At 72.4% G+C, this 18,894-nt stretch carries 17 protein-coding genes; 9 read left to right on the top strand and 8 right to left on the bottom strand.

Features of this window, described 5'->3' with window-relative positions; genetic code table 11:
• Window positions 1-100 precede the first annotated feature (100 nt).
• Window positions 101-409 carry a DUF5955 family protein gene (locus ACZ64A_RS01810; RefSeq protein WP_469807562.1) on the bottom strand — a complete coding sequence of 103 codons (309 nt, stop codon included), beginning with the start codon at window positions 407-409 and terminating at the stop codon, window positions 101-103.
• A 180-nt stretch (window positions 410-589) separates the two neighbouring features.
• On the opposite strand from ACZ64A_RS01810, the gene ACZ64A_RS01805 reads away from it, so the two are divergent.
• The gene (locus ACZ64A_RS01805; RefSeq protein ID WP_469807561.1) at window positions 590-1,213 is read left to right on the top strand and encodes a nucleotidyltransferase family protein; all 624 of its coding nucleotides are present in this window, start codon (window positions 590-592) and stop codon (window positions 1,211-1,213) included.
• Between the two features lie 222 nt (window positions 1,214-1,435).
• Window positions 1,436-3,061 carry a malate synthase A gene (gene aceB, locus ACZ64A_RS01800; RefSeq protein ID WP_469807560.1) on the top strand — a complete coding sequence of 542 codons (1,626 nt, stop codon included), beginning with the start codon at window positions 1,436-1,438 and terminating at the stop codon, window positions 3,059-3,061.
• A 55-nt stretch (window positions 3,062-3,116) separates the two neighbouring features.
• On the opposite strand, the gene ACZ64A_RS01795 is transcribed toward aceB, so the two are convergent.
• Together ACZ64A_RS01795 and ACZ64A_RS01790 are read right to left on the bottom strand one after the other, a co-directional pair.
• Entirely contained in the window at window positions 3,117-4,022 is a 906-nt protein-coding gene (locus ACZ64A_RS01795; RefSeq protein WP_469807559.1) for a HipA family kinase, read from the bottom strand.
• Window positions 4,023-4,042: 20 nt separating this feature from the next.
• Window positions 4,043-5,566, bottom strand: a complete 1,524-nt coding sequence (locus tag ACZ64A_RS01790) for an IucA/IucC family protein (protein ID WP_469807557.1) — start codon at window positions 5,564-5,566, stop codon at window positions 4,043-4,045.
• A 91-nt stretch (window positions 5,567-5,657) separates the two neighbouring features.
• Between ACZ64A_RS01790 and ACZ64A_RS01785 the strand changes: the two genes are divergently transcribed.
• The 3 genes from ACZ64A_RS01785 to ACZ64A_RS01775 are packed head-to-tail and all read left to right on the top strand — an operon-like array spanning window position 5,658 to window position 9,256.
• Window positions 5,658-7,145, top strand: coding sequence for an IucA/IucC family protein (locus ACZ64A_RS01785; RefSeq protein ID WP_469807555.1), 1,488 nt, complete (start codon window positions 5,658-5,660; stop codon window positions 7,143-7,145).
• A gap of 45 nt (window positions 7,146-7,190) precedes the next feature.
• The gene (locus tag ACZ64A_RS01780; RefSeq protein ID WP_469807554.1) at window positions 7,191-8,453 is read left to right on the top strand and encodes a VWA domain-containing protein; all 1,263 of its coding nucleotides are present in this window, start codon (window positions 7,191-7,193) and stop codon (window positions 8,451-8,453) included.
• On the top strand, window positions 8,453-9,256 hold the full coding sequence (locus ACZ64A_RS01775; protein WP_469807553.1) for a hypothetical protein: 804 nt from the start codon (window positions 8,453-8,455) through the stop codon (window positions 9,254-9,256). The genes ACZ64A_RS01780 and ACZ64A_RS01775 overlap by 1 nt, the downstream gene beginning before the upstream one ends.
• Before the next feature lie 29 nt (window positions 9,257-9,285).
• On the opposite strand, the gene ACZ64A_RS01770 is transcribed toward ACZ64A_RS01775, so the two are convergent.
• A complete protein-coding gene (locus ACZ64A_RS01770) occupies window positions 9,286-9,927 on the bottom strand; it encodes a winged helix-turn-helix transcriptional regulator (protein ID WP_469807551.1) in 642 nt (213 codons plus the stop codon).
• 81 nt (window positions 9,928-10,008) lie between these two features.
• On the opposite strand from ACZ64A_RS01770, the gene ACZ64A_RS01765 reads away from it, so the two are divergent.
• From ACZ64A_RS01765 to ACZ64A_RS01750, 4 genes are all read left to right on the top strand, one after another.
• Window positions 10,009-11,217: a pyridoxal phosphate-dependent aminotransferase gene (locus ACZ64A_RS01765; RefSeq protein ID WP_469807550.1), complete on the top strand. Its 1,209-nt coding sequence runs from the start codon at window positions 10,009-10,011 to the stop codon at window positions 11,215-11,217.
• An 80-nt stretch (window positions 11,218-11,297) separates the two neighbouring features.
• Window positions 11,298-11,897, top strand: a complete 600-nt coding sequence (locus ACZ64A_RS01760) for a histidine phosphatase family protein (RefSeq protein WP_469807549.1) — start codon at window positions 11,298-11,300, stop codon at window positions 11,895-11,897.
• A 54-nt stretch (window positions 11,898-11,951) separates the two neighbouring features.
• A complete protein-coding gene (locus ACZ64A_RS01755) occupies window positions 11,952-12,581 on the top strand; it encodes a hypothetical protein (protein WP_469807547.1) in 630 nt (209 codons plus the stop codon).
• Window positions 12,582-12,652: 71 nt separating this feature from the next.
• Window positions 12,653-13,075, top strand: a complete 423-nt coding sequence (locus ACZ64A_RS01750; RefSeq protein ID WP_469807546.1) for an acyl-CoA thioesterase — start codon at window positions 12,653-12,655, stop codon at window positions 13,073-13,075.
• A gap of 358 nt (window positions 13,076-13,433) precedes the next feature.
• Here ACZ64A_RS01750 and ACZ64A_RS01745 read toward each other — a convergent pair whose 3' ends face one another.
• From ACZ64A_RS01745 to pucL, 4 genes are all read right to left on the bottom strand, one after another.
• Complete coding sequence (locus ACZ64A_RS01745; protein ID WP_469807545.1) at window positions 13,434-14,801, bottom strand: nucleobase:cation symporter-2 family protein; 1,368 nt, start codon at window positions 14,799-14,801, stop codon at window positions 13,434-13,436.
• Between the two features lie 221 nt (window positions 14,802-15,022).
• The gene (locus ACZ64A_RS01740) at window positions 15,023-16,408 is read right to left on the bottom strand and encodes an 8-oxoguanine deaminase (RefSeq protein WP_469807544.1); all 1,386 of its coding nucleotides are present in this window, start codon (window positions 16,406-16,408) and stop codon (window positions 15,023-15,025) included.
• Window positions 16,409-16,479: 71 nt separating this feature from the next.
• A complete protein-coding gene (locus ACZ64A_RS01735) occupies window positions 16,480-17,892 on the bottom strand; it encodes a nucleobase:cation symporter-2 family protein (RefSeq protein ID WP_469807543.1) in 1,413 nt (470 codons plus the stop codon).
• A 65-nt stretch (window positions 17,893-17,957) separates the two neighbouring features.
• A complete protein-coding gene (gene pucL / locus ACZ64A_RS01730) occupies window positions 17,958-18,893 on the bottom strand; it encodes a factor-independent urate hydroxylase (protein WP_469807541.1) in 936 nt (311 codons plus the stop codon).
• Window position 18,894 lies beyond the last annotated feature (1 nt).

Raw genomic sequence — 18,894 nt, 5'->3', positions numbered from 1 at the left:
GGTCTGCCGGGTGCTGTGGTCGTGCGGGAGCGGGTGGACTGTGGCTGGTCGCGCAGTTCCCCGCGCCCCTCAGCGGCACTGCACTGCCCGGCGAGCCGGGTCAGCCCGGGGCGCTGAATGCCTCCACGGCCGCCCGGAGTTCGCTCAGTGCCGTCGACAGGGCGCTCACCGAGCCGATCGCCCCTGCTATCAGCAGCAGGGCGCGGTGCAGCGGGGCCGGCTCCGGGATGCCCCGGGTGGCCATGGCCGTCAGTGCGGCCAGCTCTTCCTCGGCTATGTCCCGGTCCCGTAACTCGGCCCTGTACGCGGCCAGTTCGCGGTGCAGACGGGATGCCGCCGCGCGCAGTCGGCCCGCGCGCAGATCCTCTTCGCCGCCGGTGACCGGCTTGTGCTGAACGCTCCGCAACACAGCCCTCCCCCTCGCACTCCGTCGTGCGATCTCCCTGAGCCGTCCGGCCCGCGCCGGTGCGGTGAGCCGGGGCGGGGGAGACAGTAAACGACACCTCGGCCGCGCCGCGCCAGTCCGCTGCGTCATCGAGTTGCTGCACAGCGTGAACCCGTGGCCCGCGTGGTGCGGTATGCAGGGCGTATGACGACACCTCGCCCCACGGGCACCAGGAATCCCACCGACCCGGTCGCCGGGCTGCTGCTCGCCGCAGGGGGCGGCCGGCGGCTCGGCGGGCGGCCCAAGGCGCTGCTGGAGCACCGGGGCCGCCCGCTGGTGGAGCACGCCGCCGGGGTCCTGCGGGCGGCCGGGTGCACGCGCGTGCACGTGGTGCTGGGGGCGGCCGCCGACGTCGTACGGCAGCGGGCGCGGCTTGAGGGGTGCGTGCTCGTGGAGAACCCGGAGTGGGAGGAGGGCATGGGGTCCTCGCTGCGGGCCGGGCTCGCCTCGCTGGCCGGGACCGGGGCGCGGGCCGCGCTCGTGTCGCTCGTGGACCAGCCGGGGATCGGGGCGCGGGCCGTCGCACGGGTGCTCGGCGCCTACGAGGACGAGCGCAGCCTTACGTCGGCCGCCTACGACGGCGTGCGCGGGCATCCGGTCCTGCTGGGCGCGGCCCACTGGACGGGCGTCGCGGAGAGTGCCACCGGCGACCGCGGGGCACGCGCGTATCTGCGGGAGCACGCGGGTGAGATACGGCTCATCGAGTGCGGCGACGTGGCGCGCCCGTACGACATCGACACCGAGGCCGACCTGGGCCACCTTCAGTGAACGGGGTGGCACCGAGCGCCACCTTTGCTCGACTCAGAGAATCTCGACATCAACAAACCATTGAACTTCCACCATGCGATAACTACTATCCACTGTTCAGAAGCACCCGACCGCACAGCGGGTGCGAACCGCCCCATTTCTGCATCTAGGCACCCCGTGCCAGGGCAGAGTGGCGTTGCACGTGGTTCGCTGAAACAGCCCCCCGTAAGGAAGTGACCGCTCATGTCCGCACCAGCGCCGTCCACGCTGGCCATCGTCGACGCCGAGCCCCTGCCCCGGCAGGAAGAGGTCCTCACCGACGCGGCGCTCGCCTTCGTGGCCGAGCTGCACCAGCGGTTCACGCCGCGCCGCGCGGAACTCCTCGCCCGCCGTGCCGAGCGCCGCGCCGAGATCGCCCGCACCTCCACGCTCGACTTCCTGCCCGAGACGGCCGCCATCCGCGCGGACGACTCCTGGAAGGTCGCCCCGGCCCCGGCCGCGCTGCAGGACCGCCGTGTCGAGATCACCGGCCCCACGGACCGCAAGATGACCATCAACGCCCTGAACTCGGGCGCGAAGGTCTGGCTCGCGGACTTCGAGGACGCCTCCGCCCCCACCTGGGAGAACGTCGTCCTCGGCCAGCTCAACCTGATCGACGCCTACACCCGCAGCATCGACTTCACCGACCCGAAGTCGGGCAAGTCCTACGCGCTCAAGCCGAACGACCAGCTCGCCACGGTCGTCATGCGGCCGCGCGGCTGGCACCTCGACGAGCGCCACCTCCTCGGCGCCGACGGCACCCCGGTCCCGGGCGCCTTCGTCGACTTCGGCCTGTACTTCTTCCACAACGCCCAGCGCCTGCTCGACCTCGGCAAGGGCCCCTACTTCTACCTCCCGAAGACGGAGTCGCACCTGGAGGCCCGCCTCTGGAACGACGTCTTCGTCTTCGCGCAGGACTACCTCGGGATCCCGCAGGGCACCGTCCGCGCCACCGTCCTGATCGAGACCATCACGGCGGCGTACGAGATGGAGGAGATCCTCTACGAACTGCGCGACCACGCCGCCGGGCTGAACGCCGGCCGCTGGGACTACCTGTTCTCCATCGTCAAGAACTTCCGTGACGGCGGCGAGAAGTTCGTCCTGCCGGACCGCAACGCGGTGACGATGACCGCCCCGTTCATGCGCGCGTACACCGAACTCCTCGTGCGCACCTGCCACAAGCGCGGCGCGCACGCGATCGGCGGCATGGCGGCGTTCATCCCCTCCCGCCGGGACGCCGAGGTCAACAAGGTCGCCTTCGAGAAGGTCCGCGCCGACAAGGACCGCGAGGCGAACGACGGCTTCGACGGCTCCTGGGTCGCCCACCCCGACCTGGTGCCGATCGCCATGGAGTCCTTCGACAAGGTCCTCGGCGACAAGCCGAACCAGAAGGACCGCCTGCGGGAGGACGTCGACGTCAAGGCGGCCGACCTGATCGCCATCGACTCGCTGGACGCCAAGCCCACCTACGGCGGTCTGGTCAACGCCGTCCAGGTCGGCATCCGTTACATCGAGGCGTGGCTGCGCGGTCTCGGCGCCGTCGCGATCTTCAACCTGATGGAGGACGCGGCCACCGCCGAGATCTCCCGCTCCCAGATCTGGCAGTGGATCAACGCCGGTGTCGTGCTCGACAACGGTGAGAAGGTCACCGCCGACCTCGCCCGTCAGGTCGCCGCCGAGGAGCTGGAGAACATCCGCAAGGAGATCGGCGACGAGGCCTTCGCCGCCGGCAACTGGCAGCAGGCGCACGACCTCCTGCTCCAGGTCTCCCTCGACGAGAACTACGCCGACTTCCTCACCCTGCCGGCGTACGAGCAGCTCAAGGGCTGACACACGGCTCCCGATCCGAGCGGCCCCGGGGCGTCCCCGGGGCCGCTCGGCCCGTTCAGCCCAGGTGGACGGACCAGTCCTGCTGCGCGGCCGGCTTGCCGTGCAGGTCGGGGACCCGCTTGAGCCAGTCCGGGCGGCCCGCCTGGGTGCGCGCCGCCCGCCGGGCCTCGTCCGCGGCCAGCTCCTGCGGGCCGGGGAAGTCGGTGGGCAGCCACTTCGCCGAGGCCCGCACGCGCGCGTACAGATACGCCACGTACGCCTCACGCGTCTCCTCGGGGCTCGCGAAGTCCGCCAGCCAGGCGTCCGGGACCTCGGCGACGATCGCGCGCAGCAGTTCCTCGGTGACCCGCGGCGCCAGTTCGGCGTCGGCGGCGCGCACGTCGGGGCCGTAGTGGCCGAGGGCGTGGTGGCGGAAGTCGTAGGCCTTCTCGGGGTCGGCGCCGTCCCAGCGGTGGTGGAAGACGAGAGCGGCGCCGTGGTCGATGAGCCACAGCCGTGGCGGTGCGACGCCGAGGGTGGGCCACACCATCAGGTTGGAGCTGTGCACCGTGCGGTCGACGTTCGCGGTGAGCGCGTCGAGCCAGACGATCCGGCCGGCTTCCGAGGGGTCCACGGAGAAGGACCGCGCGACCTCCGGAGTGAAGTCGACCGCGCCCGGCAGATGGTCCATGCCGAGGTTGAGCCCGTGGCTGGCCTCGTGCAGGTCGCGCACCTCCTGGTGCGGCTCGGCGGCGGCGATCGCCGGGTCGAAGTGGACCAGCACCAGCTCGGGGAAGCGCAGGCCCAGCGCCCGGGCCAGCTCCCCCACGATCACCTCGGCGACCAGCGCCTTGCGCCCCTGCGCCGAGCCGGTGAACTTCACGACGTAGGTCCCCTGGTCGTCGGCCTCGACGACCGCGGGCACCGAACCGCCCGACCTCAGCGGGGTCACGTATCGAACAGCGGTCACGTCGCGCAGCACACCGGCCAGCCTACGGCAGGTCAGGCATCCGCCAGCGGGTTGGGCAGGGGCCGGTAGCGGGCCGCGGCGCCGTCCGCCCGGGTCCAGCGCAGCAGCAGGTTGGTCTTGCCGGGCAGGGTGGGCGAGGCCGGCAGCGCGGCGACCTCGGGCAGGTCGTGGCGGGCCAGTTCGCGGCGGGCCGCCGGCCATGGGTCCAGGCCCGGGTGGCGCTCGGCGAGCGCCGCGGCGACCTCGGTGAGGTGGTTGACGACCAGGCAGTACACCAGCCGCTCCCAGCCGGCCCGCGGTGTCACGTCGGGCAGCAGCTTCACGCCCTCGGCGTCCCGGAAGAGGGCCTGTACGGGCATCCCGGCCGCGTCGACCGCGACCAGCGTGTTCTGCAGGTGCGCCTCAAGGACGACGCCGTGGTCGGCGTACACGGCGAGGGCCGGCGGCACGACGGCGCGCAGATACGCCTCCCACCAGGCCGCGGGATCGGGGGCGGCGGCGAGCGGGTCGCCGTCGAAGCCCTCCACCAGGCCGGCCGCGAGCAGGGGGGTCGCGCCGGGCAGGACGGCCCCGCCCAGGCCGTCGCGGACGACGACGGCCAGCTCCTCGACGGCGAAGCCGGCGGTGCGGTACCCCCGGTCGCTCAGCCAGGCCGCCGGGCCGCCGAGCGCCGCGAAGGCGTGCGTGACGGCCTTGTCCGTACGGCGCAGCCTGCGCAGGTCGTGCTCCCACAGCCGGCGGATGTCGTTGGTGATCCGCACATCGAGGCTGAACTTGAGGAACAGGTCCTGCTCCGGCGCGTACACGGTCCGGATCGCGGCCGTCGGCCACACCGGGAACGCGGTCGCGCCGAGCCGGATCAGCCGCCCGTCGGCGAAGGCGTCCGCGAGGGCGGGCGCGGCCAGCCGCAGCTGCCAGGGGTGGGCGGGCAGCAGCCGGTAGCCGGGCGGGGCCTCGCCGAGCGCGTCGAGGGCACTCGTGTCGCCCTCCTGGACGACCGTGTCCGCGCGCACGCCGAGCAGCGTCAGCGGGAAGCGGGCGTGCGCCTCCGGGGCGTACGGCAGCCAGTCGGCCGGCGGGCCGCCGCCCCGCGCCTTCGGGGCGGGGTGGTGGGGGTGGCCGGTGATCAGGGACTGCTCGGAGCGCAGATACGGGCCGGCGGGCGGGGTGGCGTCGGCGCGCGCGGCCAGCAGGGCGGCGACCACGTCCCGGCTGTCGGTCATCTCGGCGGGCAGCTCCGCGTTGTCGAGACCGGTGTGCCGGCGCAGTTCGTCCGCGACGAGCGCGACCAGGTCACGGTGGTCCAGCGGCCGCCAGACGCCGTCCGCCCGGATCTCGGGACGGGCGGGCCGGCGTGTGCCGCGCACCCGCAGCAGCCGCCCGGAGGCGGCCAGCCGGTGCACCCGCCAGACGCCGTCGGCGTCCACCGGTTCGGCGACCTCGCGCAGCAGGCAGTTCAGCAGGGGCGCCGCCGCGTAGGCGTCGGCCCGGGCCGCGAGGTCGTCGCGCGGCGGGAAATCGCCGATGGTGGGAGGCAGGAGGTCCACGCGATCCACTCGTTTCCCTACGGTCCTGTCGGTCGGAGACGATCAGTATCCCGCCGTCACGGCCGCCGTGACGCCGTCCGCGTACCCGAGGAGCCCGCCCGTGCACCGACCCCCCACCGCCGAGGCGGAGGTCGCCGCCGAACTCGCCGCCGCGCGTGAAGGCCTGGTGCCCCGGTACCGGGCCGCGCTGCCCGGCGCGCGTGCCGCCGTGCTGACCCGGCTGTGGCGCGGCCTCGGACACGATCCGCTGCCCTGGATCACGCGCCGCGAGGAGAGCGGCGACGGTCTCACCCTGCACCTGGCGGACGGCCGCCGGCTGCACGGCCCGGTGCCGGACCCGTACGCCACCGACGCGTACGTCGGCGCCGTACACCTCGACGGTGTGGCCTACGAGCGGCCGGAGCGGCTGATGACGGACCTGGCGGTGCCGCACGCGGCGGGTTTCGCGGTCGAGCTGGGGCACAGCGTCGCCTCGCTGGCGCTGTCCCGGGCCGGGCAGGAGGGGCGGCCGCAGGGGCGGCCCGCGCGGGGCTGGGAGTGGGAGCAGCGGGTCGTGGACGGGCATCCCTACCATCCGTGCTGCCGCTCGCGGCCCGGTTTCTCGGTGGCGGAGCAGCTGGCGTACGCGCCCGAGCACCGGCCGGTGGTGGAGCTGGAGCTGCTGCCGGTGCCGGCGGACGGGTGCCTGGTGACGGGGGGCTGGCCGGGGTGGCTGCGGGACGGGGAGCGGCTGCTGCTGCCGGTGCATCCGTGGCAGGCGGAGCATGTGCTCAAGCGGACCGGGCAGGGCACTCTCCCCGCGCATCCGCTGATGGCGCTGCGCACCCTCGCCCTGCCCGGCGGCCCGCATGTGAAGACGGCGCTGAGCGCCCGGCTGACGTCCTCGGTGCGGGACATCTCGGTCGGCTCGGTGCGCATGGCGGCCTCGCTGTCGGAGTTCGGCGAGCGGCTGGCCGCGCACACGGACGGGCTGCTGCACGTCACGCGCACGCTGGGCGCGGTGACGGCCCACTCCCCGGACCTTGCGGCGCAGCTGCGCGAGGCGCCGGAGGTGTACGCGGGGCCGGGGGAGGACGTGGTGCCGGTGGCGGCTCTGCCCGGTCCGCGCTCCCCCGCCTGGCTGGCGGACTTCGCCCGGCTGGCGTTGTTCGTGGGGCTGCGGGTGCTGGAGCTGGGCGCGGCGCTGGAGGCGCACGGGCAGAATCTGCTGGTGGTGCTGGGGCCGGCGGGCGAGCCGCGGCGGCTGGTGTACCGGGACCTGGCCGACATCCGGGTCAGCCCGGCCAGGCTGGCCCGGCACGGCATCGCGGTGCCCGGTGACCTCGCGGGCCGGATCGTCACGGACGACGTGACGACGCTGCGGCGCAAGCTGTTCGGCTCGCTGGTGGGGGGTGCGCTGGCCGCCGCGGCGGGCGACGGCCCGTCCCTGCGGGGGGCCTTGGCCGCGGCCGTACGGGATCTGCCGCGCACCGGCGACCTGGTGGCGCTGTGTCAGGAGCCGTTGCCGGTGAAGGCGCTGACGCTGATGCGGCTGACGCCGGACGTGCCCGGGGACCAGTGGACGGGGCTGGAGTGCCCGTTCGCCTGACGGACCGTTTTGGAGCCGGACCCCGGAGATCAATAAGATCCGCCGATGATCAGAAGACAACGGCTGGCGGCGGGCGTCGGCGCCCTGCTCGCCGCGCTCGCGGCCGGGCTCGCGTGCCCGGCCGGGGCGGTCGCCGACGAGACCACCGCAAGCGCGCCGAAGGTCGACCTCGTGATCGACGTCAGCGGGTCGATGCGGACCCGGGACATCGACGGGCAGTCACGCATGTCGGCGGCCAAGCAGGCGTTCAACGAGGTGCTGGACGCGACCCCCGAGGAGGTGCAGCTCGGCATCCGCACGCTGGGCGCCACCTACCCGGGCGACGACCGGCAGACCGGCTGCAAGGACACCGCGCAGCTGTACAAGGTCGGCCCGCTGGACCGCACCGAGGCCAAGACGGCGGTGGCCACGCTCAACCCGACCGGCTGGACGCCGATCGGACCGGCGCTGCTCAAGGCGGCCGGGGACCTCGACGGCGGCACCGGCTCCAAGCGGATCGTGCTGATCAGCGACGGCGAGGACACCTGCGCCCCGCTCGACCCGTGCGAGGTGGCCCGCGAGATAGCCGCCAAGGGCATCGGCCTGACCATCGACACGCTCGGCCTGGTGCCGAACGTGAAGATGCGCCGGCAGCTCAGCTGCATCGCCGAGGCCACCGGCGGCACCTACACCTCGGTGGAGCACACCGACGAACTCACCGACAAGGTGAACCAGTTGGTGGACCGGGCGGCCGATCCGGTGGTCACGCCGGTCGCCACCGACGGCGCGTCCTCGTGCACCAAGGCTCCGACGCTGAACTCGGGCCTGTACACCGACCGCGAGGAGTTCGGGCAGCAGCGCTGGTACCGGGTGGACGTGAAGCCCGGCCAGGAGCTGCGCGCCTCGGTGAGCGTGGCGGCGGACCGTTCGATGCACCCGGACTACGGCGTCCTGCTGCGCGCGGTCACGGTGCACGGCCGGGAGATCGTGCGCGGTGAGGCGGCCGGCACCGGCCGTACCGACGTGGTCTCGACGGGGTTGCGCTATCCGAAGGCCGACAGCGACGACGACAACGCCCCGGCGGAGACGGTGTGCCTGGCGGTGACGAACGCCTTCTCGGCAGCGCCCGGTGTGAAGGCCACGCCCGGCATGCCGCTGGAGCTGACCGTTGACGTGGTCGACGGCCCCTCGCAGGCGGACGACGTGGCGTCCTTCGGTCTCGGGCGCGGCTGGTGGCTGCTCGGTCTGCTGGTGCTGATCGGCTTCCTCGCGGGTGTGGTGTGGGGCTGGCTGTCGCGCTGGCGTGTCGCGGTGTGGAGGACGAACTGATGAGGATCACCACCGCGTTGGGCGCGGCCCTGCTGACGCTCGGCCTCGCCGCCGCCCCCGCCGCGGCCGACTCCTCGCCGTCGCCGAGCCCGTCCGGGTCGAGCGCGGCGCCGGCGTCGGCGGGCACCTCGTTCCGTACGGCGACGGAGGTGGAGCAGGGCCAGACCGCCACCGCGAGCGCCTCGACGGGTGATTACCTGTACTGGTCGTTCCCGGCGGACGCGAAGCAGCGGCCCACCGTGAAGGCGACGGTGAAGCTGGCGCAGACGCACACGACGCAGACCTGGCAGGTCGACGTGTACGACGGCCTCAGGCGCCGTCAGGCCTGCCAGTACGGCGCGCAGACCCGCACGGCGGACGCGGGGACCTCCTCGCTGGAGCTGACCTGTGTGCTGCGCACGGTGCGCGCCTGGTCGGAGCCGTGGGCGAACGACCCGCTGCCGGGCACGTACTACGTGCGGCTGACGGCGGTCGGGGTGCAGACCGCCGACCTCGGGCAGCCGGTGAACGCCGAACTGCGCGTGGAGTCCAAGGACATCGGCGGTGCGGCCGCCGTGGACGGCTGGCTGGCCGAGCCGCTGGTGCCGGGCGTCGCCGTCACCGAGCAGCAGGACAAGGGCGGCTCGAAGAAGGCGGCCGTGCTGGCGAGCGTCGAGCCGGACGGCGGCTGGTCGTCCGGCTGGTGGTCGGATCGCTGGGTGTGGACCGCGATCGGCGGCGTGCTGGCCGCGCTCGCGGGTATCGGCGGATACGCGTTGACGCGCGGACGGGGACGCCCGTCCCACGTGCCGCCGAACGTCTGACGAGCCGCCGGGAGGGCCCGCCGCATGCGCTATGCGGCGGGCCCTTCGCGCAGTTCCTTGGCGAGGGTGCCGTCACCGGTCACCTCGACGCGGCCGAGGCGGATCGCCTCGGCGAGACGCATCTCGCCACGGGAGAGGGCCGCACAGGTCGCCGAGTCCATCACGAGCCGGGCGTCGGGCGCGCCGGGCGCGGCGCCGTCGCCGTAGACCGGGCCGTCCTCGGCGCCGGCGTGCAGATGGAACACGCCCTCCTCCAGCCGTACTTCGACCAGTCCCTCGCCGTGGATCGAGCGCAGCAGCGGCAGGGCGAACCAGTGCGCGCGGACGGCGTCGGTGGGCCGCCGCTCCCCCAGTTCGGCCTCCCCCCAGGCGCCGAGGGCCTGCAGGACGGGCAGCAACTGCTGTCCGCGGACGGTCAGTTCGTAGACGTAGGCGGCGCCCGGCGGGGGCAGCCGGCGCCGGGTGGTGAGGCCGCCCTGCTCCATGTCCTTCAGCCGGGAGGCGAGTACGTCCGTGCTGACGCCCGGCAGGTCGGCGTGCAGGTCGGTGTAGCGGCGCGGTCCGGCGAGCAGCTCCCGGACGATCAGCAGGGTCCAGCGGTCGCCGACGAGGTCGAGGGCGCGGGCGGCGGAGCAGTACTGGTCGTAACTACGGCGCGTGCGGGGTGACATGCGACGCAGTCTAGACCGCTTGTTGGACTTTCCAAGCTCCCGCTTGGTAAAACCAAGCAACACGAGTTTCCGGAGGGGCGCATGGAGTTCCGGCAGTCGAACAAGCTCAGCGAGGTCTGTTACGAGATCCGCGGGCCGGTGATCGAGCACGCCAACGCGCTGGAGGAGGCCGGGCACAGCGTGCTGCGGCTGAACACCGGCAACCCGGCCCTCTTCGGCTTCGAGGCGCCGGAGGAGATCCTCCAGGACATGATCCGGATGCTCCCCCAGGCACACGGCTACACCGACTCGCGCGGCATCCTCTCCGCCCGCCGCGCGGTCGCCCAGCGCTACCAGACCCTCGGCCTCCCGGTCGACGTGGACGACGTCTTCCTCGGCAACGGCGTCAGCGAGCTGGTCTCGATGGCCGTGCAGGCGCTGGTCGAGGACGGCGACGAGATCCTCGTTCCTGCCCCGGACTTCCCCCTCTGGACGGCCGTGACGACCCTCGCGGGCGGCAAGGCGGTCCACTACCTGTGCGACGAGCAGGCCGAGTGGTACCCGGACCTCGCCGACATGGAGTCGAAGATCACCGGCCGCACCAAGGCGCTCGTCCTGATCAACCCCAACAACCCCACCGGCGCGGTCTACCCGAAGGAGATCGTCGAGGGCGTCCTCGACCTCGCCCGCCGGCACGGCCTGATGGTGTTCGCCGACGAGATCTACGACCAGATCCTCTACGACGGCGCCGTGCACCACTCGGCCGCCGCGCTCGCCCCCGACCTGGTCGTCCTCACCTTCTGCGGCCTGTCCAAGACGTACCGCGTGGCGGGCTTCCGGTCCGGCTGGCTGGTCGTCACCGGGCCCCGGCAGCATGCGAAGGACTACCTGGAGGGCCTGACCATGCTGGCCTCCATGCGCCTGTGCGCCAACGCGCCCGCCCAGTACGCCATCCAGGCCGCGCTCGGCGGCCGGCAGTCCATCCGCGAGCTGACCGAGCCCGGCGGCCGGCTGCGCGAGCAGCGGGACGTGGCGTGGGAGCGGCTGAACGAGATCCCGGGCGTGTCGTGCGTGAAGCCCAAGGGGGCGCTGTACGCCTTCCCGCGGCTGGACCCCAAGGTCCACAAGATCCACGACGACGAGAAGTTCGTCCTCGACCTGCTGCTGCGCGAGAAGATCCAGGTCGTCCAGGGCACCGGCTTCAACTGGCCCGCGCCCGACCACTTCCGCATCCTGACCCTGCCGCACGCGGAGGACCTGGAGGCGGCGATCGGCCGGATCGGGCGGTTCCTGAGCGGGTACCGGCAGTAGCGGCCGCGTCCGGTCCGCGCGGGCACCCGGCGGGCTGCGACGCCGCGCGGCCGGCGGAGCCGGCCCGTAGCCTGTGAACCGTGGGTGATCTCTTTCTGGTCCGGCACGGCGAGACCGAGTGGTCGCGGTCCGGCCGGCACACCGGGTGGACGGACGTCCCGCTGACCGAGCACGGGCGCGAGGAGGCACGGCGGCTGGTGCCGCTGGTCCGCTCGCACCGGATCGGGGCCGCGTTCGTCAGCCCCCTGCAGCGGGCGCGCGAGACGGCCGAGCTGATCGGGGTGCCCGACGCGCGGGTGGACACCGATCTGCGCGAGTGGGACTACGGCGGGTACGAGGGCATCACCACGGTGGAGATCCAGCGGGAGCGGCCGGGGTGGTTCCTGTTCACGGACGGGGTCGTGCCCGGGCCGCCGGATCATCCCGGGGAGAGCCCGGAGCAGGTCGGCGAGCGCGCCGACCGGATGCTGGGCAAGGTGGACGCCGCCCTCGCCAACACCGAAGGGGTCGTCCTGCTCGTCGCCCACGGGCACTTCCTGCGGGTGCTGACCGCCCGACGGCTGGGGCTGGCGCCGCAGCACGGGGCGCTGTTCCAGCTGGCGACGGGCTCCCTGTGCCGGCTGGGCACCGAGCACGGCCGCCCGGTGATCGCCGGCTGGAATGTCAGACCCCCGGCGTAGCCTGCGAAGCGGCTGACCTCCCGGCCACGGGAGCCGCGCAGGAAGGAGAACGCCGTGACCCGACCGCCGACCACCGCGCAGCGGCGTGTCATCGACGCCGCCGACCCCGTCACCGGACGGCTCCGGGGGACACCGGCGCAGCTCGCGACGCTGGTCAGGCAGGGCCTGGCGTTCCGGCACCCGCGGCCGCCGCACGACCACTTCCTGACGCCGGCCGGGCACCGGATACGTCTCACGCCGGTCACGGCGCCGCCCGAGCCGGCTCCCGCGCAGCCCGCGACCGGTGTGTTCCTCGCGCGGACGGGCGCCGAGGAGGAGCCGCCGGACACGGGCCCGGCCCGGGCGCGTGAGGTGCACAGTGCCTGGCAGGGGCTGCTGGAGCTGCGCCGGATGACCCATGCGGACGGGGCCGTGGACCGCCCGTGCGGCTGGGAGCGCACGCATCTGGTGCAGGCCGCGGCCCTCGCCCTGGAAGCGGCCGGGCAGCGGCCGGCCGGGGGCGGGCGGGACGGATACCGGGTACGGGCGACGGAGCAGCCGGAGGCGGTCGCCGTGCACGCGGACGACCCGGACGCCCTGCGCGGCTGCGCGGCGGCGCTGGAGGCGGCCGGCTGGCAGGCGGGCGAGTACACCGAGCCCCGCACCCGGGCCCGGTACCTGCTCGCTTCCCCGCGCCGGGTGTGAGGAGTCCCGGCGTCCGCGGTGCGGGGCATGCCAAGATCGCTGGACAGTGCAAGGAAGGCGAAGGGGAAGTGATGAGCGAGCCGTTCTCCGTCCGGATCAGCGTCCGCGGATACGAGACCGACGTCCAGGGACACCTGAACCAGAGCGTGTACCTCAACTACGCGGAGCACGCGCGCTGGTCGCTGCTGCAGGCGGCCGGCATCACCCAGGCCGGGCTGATCGCCACGGGCATCGGACCGGTCGCCCTGGAGACCACCATCCGCTACCAGCGGGAGCTGCTCGCCGGCGACGAGGTCGACGTGACCTGCGCCTTCGAGTGGGGCAGCGGCAAGACCTTCCGCATACAGCAGACGATCCGCAAGACGGACGGCACGGTCGCCGCCGAGATCACGGCGGTCGGCGGACTGATGGACCTGAAGGCCCGCCGTCTGGTGGCGAACCCGCAAGGCCACTTCAAGGAACTGGCGGAAAACCCGGGCCTGTTCGGCCTGTGACACCGGGCCGGCCTCACCCGGGGCCTGACGCCTCCCGACGGCCGTGCGCCCCGTCACGGCACGGCTGCGCCGTCATCCCTCGCCGGGCCGGCTGAGTCCGCCCATGGAAACGGCCGGGGGTGACGGCGTCTGCCCCGTCTCCCCCGGCCGGTTAGGGTCTGTCGTTTGGATCAGGCCGGCCTCGAGCTGCGGTGCATCTCGGCCGACCCGAGCGGGGTCTGGTGCGTGCAGCTGCAAGGCGGAGGAGGGAGTCGACGCGGAGCGTCGGCGAGTGACGACAACGCCGCAGATGTGCGTGCCAGACCCCGCGACGCCGGGGTGATCCAAACGACAGGCCCTTAAACCCTCACCGCCGGTCTCAGTGCGCAGCGGCGATCTCCTCCCCCGCCTCCATGGGGTGGGTGACGTCCTGGGCGTCGCGGCTCTTGCCGAGGTGGTTGAAGAGGAGGTTGAGCACCACGGCCGTGACACAGCCCGTCGAGATGCCCGAGTCCAGGACGATCTTCGCGGTCTCCGGGAAGGAGTGGTAGAACTCCGGCGCGGTGATCGGGATGATGCCGACGGCGAGGGAGACGGCCACGATCAGGACATTGTTGTCCCGCTCGAGTCCGGCCCGCACCAGGGTCTGGATGCCGCTCGCCGCGACCGAGCCGAACAGCACCACGCCGGCGCCGCCGAGGACCGGGCGGGGCACGACCGCGATCAGCGAGGCGGCCATCGGGCACAGGCCCATCAGCACCAGGAAGCCGCCGCCGGTGGCGACGACGTACCGGCTGCGGATCTTCGTCATCGCGACCAGGCCGATGTTCTGGGCGAAGGCGCTGCACATGAAGCCGTTGAACAGCGGGCTGAGCGCCGAGCCGAGGGTGTCGGCGCGCAGACCGGCCGCGATGGTCTTCTCGTCGGCCGGACGCTCGACGATCTCACCGAGCGCCAGCATGTCGGCGGTCGACTCGGTCATCGAGACGACCATCACCACGCACAGCGAGAGGATCGCGGCGAGCTGGAACTGCGGGGCGCCGAAGTGGAACGGGGTCGGGAAACCGACGACGGCGGCCTCGCCGACGGGGCTGAAGTCCGTCACGCCGAACGGTATGGCGATGATCGTGCCCGCGATCAGACCGAGCAGCACGGCGATCTGCTTGACGAAGCCGGTGGTGAAACGGCGCAGCAGCAGCACGATCAGCAAGGTGATGCCGGCCAGGGTGAGGTAGGTCGTCGAACCGTAGTCGTCGGCCTTGGGGTTGGGGCCCTGGGCCCAGCCGAAGGCGACCGGGAGCAGCGACACACCGATCAGGGTGATCACGGTGCCGGTGACGACCGGCGGGAAGAAGCGGAGCGCCTTGCTGAAGATGGGAGCGGCGAGAAAGCCGAGCAGACCGGCGACGATGACCGCGCCGAAGATGATCGGCAGCGCGTCGGACTTGTCGTGGGTGGAGGCGACCACCGCGGTCATGGGGGCGACACCGGCGAAGGTGACGCCGTTGACGAACGGCAGCCGGGCACCGATCTTCCAGATGCCGAGGGTCTGCAGGAAGGTGGCGAGGCCCGCGGTGAACAGGCAGGCACCGGTGAGGAACGTCAGCTCGGCGCCGGAGAGGCCTATGGCCGCGCCGACGATCAAGGGTGGGGCGACGACTCCGGCGTACATGGCGGCGACGTGCTGCAAGCCGCTGGTCGCCATTTTGAGTGCGGGGAGTTTTTCGTCTACGGGATGGGCGGCCACAGCTGCTCCTCCGGGCGGCTAACACATCGTGGGGCGACGTGGATTTCAGGGAGGTGGTGCGGGGGTCGTGCGGGACCCTGACGGGGGTGGCGCGGGTGAGCGGTGAGACCGTTCCGGGGCGCGCGCGTTCACGCGCGCCCCGGAGACGGCTGCCGTGGATCCCGCTCGGATCCACGGTTCCCGGCCGGGAGCCGTCCCTCTCGGCCGGAGACTTGGGGGGATCAGCCCTGCGCGCTGATCCGGGCGAGGCGCTGTGCCTCCTCGCGGGTGGAGCGGGCGACGGCGTCCTCGTCGACGGTGAGCAGGCGCCCGTTGTCGACGATCTGCCGGCCGTTGACGAACGACGCGGTCACCGGGGCGGCCGCTCCGAAGACCAGCGCGGTCACCGGGTCGGCGATGGAGGCATGGGCGAGGGTGTCCATCCGCCACAGCACCACGTCGGCCAGCTTGCCCGCCTCCAGCGAGCCGATCTGGTCGGCCCGGCCGAGCACCCGCGCGCCGCCGTGGGTGCCGAGGCGCAGCGCCTGGCGGGCGTTCAGCGCGGCCTCGCGGTGCGCGCCGAGGCGGTTGATCAGCAGGGCGTTGCGCAGCTCGGTGTGGAGTTCGCCGGACTCGTTGGAGGCGGTGCCGTCGACGCCGAGGCCGACCGGGACGCCGGCGGCGAGCAGATCGGGGACGCGGGCGATACCGGCCGCGAGGCGGGCGTTGGACGACGGGCAGTGGGCGACGCCCGTCCTCGTCCGGGCGAACGCGGCGATGTCGTCGTCGGTCATGTGGACGCAGTGCGCCATCCACACGTCCTCACCGAGCCAGCCCGTCGACTCGAAGTAGTCGGTCGGGCCCATGCCGAACAGCTCGTGGCAGAACTTCTCCTCCTCCACGGTCTCCGAGCCGTGGGTGTGCAGCCGCACGCCGAGGCGGCGGGCCAGTTCGGCGCCCTGGCGCATGAGTTCGGTGGACACGGAGAACGGCGAGCAGGGCGCGACGGCCACCTGGGTCATCGCGTCGAAGGAGGCGTCGTGGTGCTTGGTGACGGTGTCCTCGGTCGCCGCGAGCGCGCCCTCCAGCGTCTCCACCGCGAAGTCCGGCGGCAGCCCGCCGTCCTTGACGCTGCGGTCCATCGAGCCCCGGGCCAGCGTGAAGCGCACCCCCATCTCGGCGGCGGCCTTGATGATCGCGCCGGACAGGTCACGGGAGCCGTGCGGGAACACGTAGTGGTGGTCCATGGCGGTGGTGACACCGCCGCGGGCCATCATGGCGAGCGATCCCTGCGCGGCCGAGTAGCACATCTGCTCGTCGATGCGCGCCCACGTCGGGTACAGCGCGACCAGCCAGTCGAACAGGTTGTGGTCGGTGGCCAGGCCCCGGGTGATCCACTGGTAGAAGTGGTGGTGGGTGTTGACCAGACCGGGCGTGGCGAGGTGACCGCTCGCGTCGATCCGGCGCCCCACGTTCTGCAGGCCCTCGGGGGCCTTTCCGGCGCCGACCGACTCGATCCTGTTCCCGGCGAGGACGAGGTGCCCCGACACGTACTCGGTGTCGTCCGCGTCCACGGTGGCGATCGCGCAGTTCTCGATGACGATGCGCTGGGCTGCCGATGCTGCCATCGTTCTTCCTTGTCTTTCAGTGGCGGCCCGTGGACGCCAGGTGCGTCCACGGGGAGGGCACGGCAGGGCCCCTAGGAGGATTTGAGTGCCGGGGCTGTCTGGCCGCTCCGGGTGCCGAGATGGTGGAAGAACAAGTTGAGCATGACCGCGACGAGCGCGCCTGCGCTGATGCCGGAGCCGAGCACCGTCTGCGCCCAGGCCGGGAAGTCGGCGTAGAAGGTGGGGGCGGCGAGCGGGATGATGCCCGCGCCGAGCGCCACGGCCACCAGGATGATGTTGGAGCTGTCGTCCAGGCCGGCTTCCGACAGGGTGCGGATGCCGCTCACGGCGATCGAGCCGAAGAGCACGATGCCCGCGCCGCCGAGGACCGGCATGGGGACCAGGGAGACGACCGCGCCGAGGACGGGGAAGGCACCGAGGACCAGCAGGGTCGCGCCGGCGACGGCGACGACGTACCGGCTGCGCACGCGGGTCAGCGAGACGACGCCGACGTTCTGGGCGAAGGCCGAGGTGGGGAAGCCGCCGAAGACCGGTCCGAGCAGCGTGGCGATGCCGTCGGTGCGCAGGCCCCGCGTGATCGTCTTCGCGTTCGCCCGGCGGTCGCAGATCTCACCGAGGGCGAGCATGCCGGCGCTCGACTCGGTCATCAGTACGAGCATCACGATGCACAGCGACAGGATGGCCGCGGGCTGGAACTCGGGCGTGCCGAACGCGAACGGTGTGGGCAGCGCGGCCACGGGCGCCGACTTGAAGGCGGTGAAGTCGGCCATGCCGAAGGGGATCGCGACCAGGGTGCCGATGAGCAGGCCGAACAGCAGGGCGACCTGCTTGACGAAGCCCTTGCCGAAGCGCTGGATCAGCAGGATCACGGCGAGGGTGAAGCCGGCCAGCGCGAGGTACTTCATGGCGCCGAAGTCCGCGGCGGTCTTGTCGCCGCCCTGCGCCCAGCTGACGGGCACGGGCATCAGGGTGACGCCGATGAGGGTGATGACGACACCGGTGACCAGTGGCGGGAAGAAGCGCAGGAGCCGCCCGAAGAAGGGCCCGACGGCCAGGCAGAAGACGCCGGCGACCATCACCGCGCCGTAGATCGCGGGGAGTTGGTGGCCCTTGTCGTTGGTCTCGGCGATCGCCAGGATCGGCGCGATACCGGCGGAGGAGGCGGCGTTGACGAAGGGCAGCCGGTTGCCGACGAAACCCTTGACGCCGATGGTCTGGAGAATGGTCGCGACGCCCGCGATGAGCAGGGACGCGGCGATCAGCCGGGTGCGGGCCGCGATGTCGAGGCCGCAGGCCTGGCCGATGATGAGCGGAGGAGTGACAACGCCTGCGTACATGGCGGCGATGTGCTGGAGCGCGGCGGGGACGAGCCGCGAGAGGTGGAGCTTCTCGTCCACCGGGTGCACGGACGTGACGGCGTCCTCGGTGTGCACCGGCGGGGTGGAACAGGAGCCTTTCACCGGCTCCATTGCAGGCTGTGCCATTGTGTTCCCTCCGGTGTGGCGTGTCCCCGGGCCCGGCGGCCGGGTCCGGGGACACGCGCCCCGCGTCAGAGGTTGGTCATGTCGACCGGGATGAGCTGCTCAGCGCCGTCCCGCAGGATGGTGGCCTCGATCAGGCCGTACGGGCGGTCGGCGGCGTAGTACACCGCACCGTCCTTCGCCTCGTTGTCGATCCCGAAGGGCGACAGGTCGGAGCGGAAGTGGTGCTTGTTGGGCATCGAGAAGCGGATCTCGTCGACCTCGTCGCGCGAGTTCAGCACCCGCACACCCATCTCGAAGAGGGTCTGCTGGAGCGAGTACGAGTAGGTCTCGGCGAACGCCTGCAGCGCGTGCTTGCGCACCCCGTTGTACGAGCGGTCCCAGTCCGGGGCGTGCGAGTCGATGCCGTCCCAGTTGTGCCGCCACCAGGTGGAGACGGTGGTGGCGAGGATCCGGTCGTAGTCCTCCTTCAGGGTGGTGTACTTGTCCTTCAGGTAGCCCCAGAACTCGGAGTTCGTGGTGTTCAGGACGGTCAGGTCCTTGAAGCCGGAAAGCACCTGGATGCCGTGGCCGTCGTAGGTGATCTCCGCGACGCGGGTCTCCTGGCCCTTGCGGACGAAGGAGTGGGCGATCTCGTCGGAGCCGACGAAGCGGGCGCCGGACTGCGAGGTCTCGATCCGCTCCCAGCCGTACTCCTCGATGCGGATGCGGGCCCGGCCGATGGAACCGGTGTTGTCCACGAAGTGGCGGGCGAGCTTGACGCCGAAGTCCTCGGCGCTCTCGATCCCGTGCTCCTTGGCGAACGCGTACACCGTGTTCTTGGTGGTGTCGGTGGGCAGGACGTTCGCGTTCGAACCGCTGCGGTGGACCTCCTCCATGTCGCCGGACAGGGCGACGGAGACGTTCAGGTCCTTGATGTGGTGCGTGTCGCCGTCACGCGTGATCTTTACGACGCGGTTCTCTGCCTTGCCGTACTGGTTCTGTCCCAGGACGAAACGGGTCATG

Source organism: Streptomyces sp. NPDC104814 (assembly GCF_055583185.1).
This window is presented reverse-complemented; position numbering and strand designations above follow the sequence as displayed.

Coding starts and splice junctions, on each gene's coding strand:
- ACZ64A_RS01805 (WP_469807561.1), top strand. CDS start 590: ATGACGACACCTCGCCCCACGGGCACCAGGAATCCCACCGACCCGGTC.
- aceB (WP_469807560.1), top strand. CDS start 1,436: ATGTCCGCACCAGCGCCGTCCACGCTGGCCATCGTCGACGCCGAGCCC.
- ACZ64A_RS01780 (WP_469807554.1), top strand. CDS start 7,191: ATGATCAGAAGACAACGGCTGGCGGCGGGCGTCGGCGCCCTGCTCGCC.
- ACZ64A_RS01775 (WP_469807553.1), top strand. CDS start 8,453: ATGAGGATCACCACCGCGTTGGGCGCGGCCCTGCTGACGCTCGGCCTC.
- ACZ64A_RS01770 (WP_469807551.1), bottom strand. CDS start 9,927: ATGTCACCCCGCACGCGCCGTAGTTACGACCAGTACTGCTCCGCCGCC.
- ACZ64A_RS01765 (WP_469807550.1), top strand. CDS start 10,009: ATGGAGTTCCGGCAGTCGAACAAGCTCAGCGAGGTCTGTTACGAGATC.
- ACZ64A_RS01750 (WP_469807546.1), top strand. CDS start 12,653: ATGAGCGAGCCGTTCTCCGTCCGGATCAGCGTCCGCGGATACGAGACC.
- ACZ64A_RS01740 (WP_469807544.1), bottom strand. CDS start 16,408: ATGGCAGCATCGGCAGCCCAGCGCATCGTCATCGAGAACTGCGCGATC.
- ACZ64A_RS01735 (WP_469807543.1), bottom strand. CDS start 17,892: ATGGCACAGCCTGCAATGGAGCCGGTGAAAGGCTCCTGTTCCACCCCG.
- pucL (WP_469807541.1), bottom strand. CDS start 18,893: ATGACCCGTTTCGTCCTGGGACAGAACCAGTACGGCAAGGCAGAGAAC.